This is a genomic window from Desulfurellaceae bacterium, assembly GCA_021296095.1.
Lineage (GTDB): Bacteria > Desulfobacterota > Binatia > Bin18 > Bin18 > JAAXHF01.
The window spans coordinates 1-5,460 of record JAGWBB010000130.1; the positions used below are offsets into that span (position 1 = coordinate 1).

Annotated in this window: 5 protein-coding genes; 1 reads left to right on the forward strand and 4 read right to left on the reverse strand. The window is 65.4% G+C overall.

Annotation, left to right across the window (positions count from 1 at the left end; all coding sequences use genetic code 11):
* The coding region (locus J4F42_20870) for a hypothetical protein (GenBank protein MCE2487974.1) at positions 1-243 on the reverse strand (243 nt) is incomplete at its 3' end.
* Positions 244-377: 134 nt separating this feature from the next.
* Here J4F42_20870 and J4F42_20875 point away from each other — a divergent pair.
* Entirely contained in the window at positions 378-1,079 is a 702-nt protein-coding gene (locus tag J4F42_20875; protein MCE2487975.1) for a hypothetical protein, read from the forward strand.
* A 1-nt stretch (position 1,080) separates the two neighbouring features.
* On the opposite strand, the gene J4F42_20880 is transcribed toward J4F42_20875, so the two are convergent.
* Genes J4F42_20880 through J4F42_20890 form a run of 3 tightly spaced genes read right to left on the reverse strand, consistent with a single transcriptional unit; the run spans position 1,081 to position 5,045 of the window.
* Positions 1,081-3,297, reverse strand: a complete 2,217-nt coding sequence (locus tag J4F42_20880; GenBank protein ID MCE2487976.1) for a Gldg family protein — start codon at positions 3,295-3,297, stop codon at positions 1,081-1,083.
* Positions 3,298-3,312: 15 nt separating this feature from the next.
* Positions 3,313-4,266, reverse strand: a complete 954-nt coding sequence (locus tag J4F42_20885; protein MCE2487977.1) for an ATP-binding cassette domain-containing protein — start codon at positions 4,264-4,266, stop codon at positions 3,313-3,315.
* A 14-nt stretch (positions 4,267-4,280) separates the two neighbouring features.
* Positions 4,281-5,045 (reverse strand): SDR family oxidoreductase, encoded by a 765-nt coding sequence (locus tag J4F42_20890; protein MCE2487978.1) that lies wholly within the window; start codon positions 5,043-5,045, stop codon positions 4,281-4,283.
* Positions 5,046-5,460 lie beyond the last annotated feature (415 nt).

Below are 5,460 nucleotides of genomic sequence, written 5' to 3' on the forward strand. Positions count from 1 at the left end.
GCCGGGCGGCAGCGGGGCGGTGGTGACGGCGTTAAACAGCCGCTGGACAAGAGCAGCCTGGCGTCGTAGCGGGTGGCTGGCCGGCAGGGCCGGGCTGTCCGCCAGCTGGCCCGGGTCGGTGAGCCGGCCCTGGAGCAGGACGTGCAGCTCGCGGCGCCGGTCTGGTGTGGCGTGTGACAGCTCGCTGAGAAACGCGTCGAGGTCGCTGCTCGGGCGACCGGTGTGTTTTTTGTGTTTGGCCATGCTAGGTCATTCTTTATCCGGTCGTCCGGTCTGTGTGCAATATGAGCAACGGAAATGATGAGGACAGGACCAACGGAGGGGCGTCGCGACGCGTCGTCCGAAAGACGGGGGCGATACATGAGGAATGATGAACGATGAGAAATGGCTTGAAGAAGCGCCTGCAAGACAGCGCTTCGGTCGTCAGCGTTGTTGCTATCGTGCTGTGGCTGGGGAGCTCGGTCGGGGCTCAACCCCCCGACCCGAGCGCCTACTTTCCGCTGGCGGTGGGCAATCGCTGGGTGTATGAGGCCAGCACAGGCAGCAGCACCGAAGAGTGGGCGGTCATCCGTGAGGAAAAAGATGCGTTTGTGGTTCAGATCACGGCCGACGCGCTGTCAACCGCCAGGTTTGAGGAGGTGTTTCGGCCCGGCCCGGAGGGTATTGCGCGCCTGACCGGCGCCGGCCAGCGCCCGGCCGACCCGCAGCCGGTTATCAACCCCAAATTCCGTGACCAGCTCCGTGACCAGCCCCAAGACCGACCGAGCGCGGCGGCCGGCCCCCTGTTCGTTCTCAAAAGTCCCCTGCGCATCGGGACGGTGTGGGAGAACGCCGACGGCCGCTACGAGATTACCGGGCTGGGCCTGAGCGTCAGCGTCCCGGCCGGGACATTTGAGGACTGTGTCGAGGTCATGCGCTGGAGTGCGGGCGGCGGGGTCACGGTGGTCAGCCTGTACGCGCCGGGCGTTGGGGTGGTGCAGCGTGATGAGACCTTTCCGTTGCTCGAAGGCAGCGGGAACCTCAACCCCCGGCAACGCCAACGCCTGGTCTTGCAGCTGAAGGCGTGGACGCTGCACTGACTCAGACCGTTCTGCGGCGTCGATAGCCGGCCACCACCAGCCCGATCAGCAGCACGGCGAGCGGCTCGCCCAGCACCGCCAGCCAGAACAGCTGCCGGCTCTGCCGGGCGGTCAGAAAGATGGTCGAGAGTTTTGGGGCGGTTTCTTCGTTTTTGGGCCGTTCGGTGATGAAACGCTCTTCCTGGACCAGCCACTGGACCGTGTTGAGAAACAGGTCTCTGTTGCCGAGCAGCGACAGACGGGCGTTGCTGACAAAATCGCTATCGCCATAGACAACGAGACGCGCCGTATTCTGCGGCGCGCGGGCGGGCTGGGCAGGGACGGCCGGGGAGGGGGCCGTCACGCCGGCGTCGGTGGCCGACCAGCCATCGAGGTCGACGGTCACGGCCACCGCCAGTGAGATCGGTCCCTGGCGGGCTTGGGTGCCCTCGAATTCGAGCGCGCCCGCCGATACCTCAGCCCCGGGGGTAAAGCGTGCCCACGAGCCCGGGCCGGTCCGACAGAAGGGGGCGGCGCTGAGGGCCGGGTGGGGCAGGGGGTCGAGTGGCTCGACCGAGCGGGCCAGCGGAAAGATGGTGTTGATCGCAAAGTCTCTGACAATCGCCACGCCGGTATTGTACAGCGACACGATCGGGCTGAGCGCGTCTCCGCCAAACAGCCGGTTGGACGGGTCGTACACCAGGTCCTGGCTCAGGCCGACGCCATAGGTGCTGAGAAAGGCGCTCAGATTGGGCGCGGCCATGGGGTCAATCATCACCAGCAGACTGCCGCCGTCGGCCACGAAGCGCTCAAGGACGGCGGTTTCCCGGGGCAGCAAATCGGCCCGTGGGCCGCTCAGCACCAACAGCGCGGCGTCCTCGGGAACGCGTGCCGTGCGCGACAGCAGCAGGGGCTTGACGACAAAGTTCTCATTCCGCAGGGCCAGCGCCGCCTCGCTGTAGCCGTCCCTGGCGTGGCGGCTGAACGGATCGTGCTCGCCGTGGCCACCGATGAAGTAAACGACTTTTTCCTGGCCGTGCAGGAACTGGAACAGGGCCTGGGTAATCAGTTCCTCGCTGGCGATGGGCAGCAGCTTGCGCTGGCCCTGGTATTCCATCACCGTCGCCCCGTAGTGGCCGGCGCCGTACTGCTGGGCGAGGCCCAGGTTGCGGTCGCGGTAGAGAATACGGTAGCGGAAGCTGGAGTTGTAGGATGCGTAGCGTTTGAACAAGTCTTCAAACGCCTGGTAGGCATCGGGCGAGCCGCCGAAGAAGAGCGTCAGCACGACCTCCTGGTCGGCCAGGTCGCCGAGCAACTCCCGGGTCTGGGGAGACAGGGTCAGGCTCTGACTGGGGGTCAGGTCCCAGCGCAGGTTGTGACGTATGGACAGGCTTTGGAGTCCGACCAGGCCGACCAGCAGCCCCAGATTGACGGCGCCGACCACCAGCCACTGGCGCCGGCTGGGCGTTTCCAGAAAGGCGCGCAGCGACGAGAACTCGCCCTTGCCACGCCAGCGCCGCGAGCGCAGCGCCTGCCAGGTCAGGACCAGAAAAAACAGGCTGAACAAAACCAGGAAGCTGATTTCCTGGCTGTCGATCGCGCCGCGGGCGAAATGGTAGAAGCGGTCAAAGAGCGAGATCTGGAGCAGGACGTGGACGACCGTCTCGCTGACCGCCTGTTCGTTCCAGGTCAGCGACCAGAACAGCACCAGGACGCCCAGGGTGGCCATGGCGGCCACCGCCTGACTGTCGGTCAGGGCCGACAGAAACAGGCCGACGCTGACAAAGGCCAGGCCGAGCAGAAACAGGCCGACGTAGCCGGCCAGCAGCGGCGACCAGCTGACCTGGGGGTGGTACCAGGACAGGACCAGGGGGTAGAAGGTGGTCAGGCCCAACACCACCGCCAGCAGCACCGCAGCGGCCAGAAACTTGCCGACCAGGACGCTGGTCTCCGAGACCGGGTAGGTCCACAGCAGGTCGAGGGTGCCGAGCTTCTTCTCCTCGGCAAAGGCCCGGGCGGTCAGGACCGGGACCAGCAGCAGGAGCACAAAGCGGACATCGTGAAAGAAGAACTCCCACAAGCCCCGCTCCAGATTGACCCCGCCCAAGAGCATGAACAGGCTGAGATCGGTGTAGAAAAAGAAACCGGCCAGGGCCAGGGCGACGGCGACAATGGCATAGGCCAGGAAGAGCCCGAAAGAGGCTCTCAGCTCTTTGCTGAAAACGGCGAGACAACTCATGATTGGCGGAAGTATTCAGCGTTCGGCGGCCGGCGGCTGGGCGTGCAGCACACGGTGGAAGATTTCTTCGAGTTCCATCTCCCGCGAGCGCAGCTCAAAGACCGGCCAGCCGCGAGCGGTCGCGGTCGCCACAATGGCGGGTCGGACCTCTGCTGCGGGCTCGGCGTGGACCGTGTACGAGCCGGGACCGTCGTCGTCCGGACTGTGGCAGGCAACGCTGCGCACCCCGGGCAGGGCTTGCAGCGTCTCGACGACGGTCTCCGGCGGTCCGGCGATCTGGGCCACCAGCTCGGCCGAGTCGCGCAGCGCCAGCGTCAGGTTGTCCGGGCTGTCGAGGGCCAGCACCCGGCCCTGATTGATGATCATCACCCGGTCGCAGGTCAGGCGGACTTCGGACAGGATGTGGGTCGATAACAGCACCGTCCGTCGGCCGCGCATGCCGCGAATCAGGCGCCGGAACTCGGCCGCCTGCTCGGGGTCGAGGCCGATGGTCGGTTCGTCCAGGATCAAAACCGTGGGATCGTGCAACAGGGCCTGGGCCAGACCGACCCGTTGGCGGTAGCCTTTGGACAGGGTTCCGATGTAGCGCGCGGACAGCCGGCCAAGGTCAAGCTCTTCAATGACTGCGGCGACGCGGGCGGCGCGAGCGCGGCGGCGCAGGCGCTTCATTTTACCGACAAAATCGAGAAAACCGCGGATTGTCATTTCCGGGTACAGCGAGATGTTCTCGGGCATGTAACCCAGCCGCCGGCGGACCTCGAACGAGTGGCGCAGAATGTCATAGCCGGCCAGCTCGGCCGTGCCCGAGGTCGGGGCCAGGATGCAGGCCAGCATTCGCATGGTCGTAGACTTGCCCGCCCCGTTCGGACCCAACAGGCCGACGATTTCGCCGTGCTCAACGGAAAAACTGACCTCGGTGACGGCGCGAACCGCCCCGTAGCGCTTGGTCAACTGGGAGGCGACAATCATGGTGCAACGCGGCGCTAATAGGCGGTCTGGCCACCGTCAACCGGAATGACCGAGCCGGTCATGAAGCTCGACTCGTCCGCAGCCAGGAACAGCGCCAGATGCACGACCTCGAGCGGTGTGCCAAAGCGTTTGAGCAGATGGGCGTCCGCGATCTGCTGCCAGGCCGCCTCTTTGTTGTCCATGTTCTCGATATACGCCCGCGGCATGGGGGTGTCGATGGCGCCCGGGCAGATCGCGTTGACCCGGATATTGTAGGCGGCCAGGTCAACCGCCATGCAGCGGGTCAGATTGACCAGCCCGCCCTTGGCCGCCCCGTAGGCTGCCATGGAGGGATAGCCGACAATGCCGCCGGCCGAAGAAATGTTGATGATGGAGCCGGCCTGCTGGGCCATCATGTGGGGGATGACGGCCTTACTCATCAGGAACGGGCCGGTCAGGTCGATGCGCAGAATCCGATTCCACTCCTCCAGGCTGGTGTCCTGGATGGGTTTACCCAGAATGATCCCGGCGTTGTTGTACAAGACATCGATCCGGCCAAAGGCGGCGACGCAGCGCTCGGCCAGACGCACAGGCGTGGCTTCCTCGGCAATATCGCCGGCCTCGAACACAGCCTGGCCGCCGTCGGCATTGATCGTGGCCGCCACCCGCTCGCCCTCTTCGCTCAGCACGTCGCTCAGCAGCAGCCGGGCGCCCTCCTTGGCAAACGTCTGTGCGGCGACCGCTCCCTGGCCGCGCGCCGCTCCGGTCAGAATGACCGCTTTTCCATCCAGGCGACCCATACGTCCTCCTCCTGTTCATGCTGGGCAACGGGCGTGCCCGGCATTTGGGCACCCACAGGGGGGTGCGCCTATGTCATCGACGTATCAGAAAGGGCCACCATTGCCAAATACACGGCTTGGCAGCGCCTCAGTTTGTGCAGCCCCCCTCCCTGACCCTCCCCCTCACGGGGGGAGGGAATTGCCTGCTCCCTCTTCCCCTGGAGAGAATTGCCTGCTCCCTCTTCCCCTGGAGAGAATTGCCTGCTCCCTCTCCCCTGGAGGGAGAGGGCTGGGGTGAGGGGGACACTGCACAACGAGACACGACGGCTCATTCGGCATTTGCCCTTTGACTTGCCCGGAGAACGTATGGCATTCTCCTGGGCAATCCCCGGGGGTTGCCCCGACATTTTGTGCGGAGGACGTATGGCAGCCGACA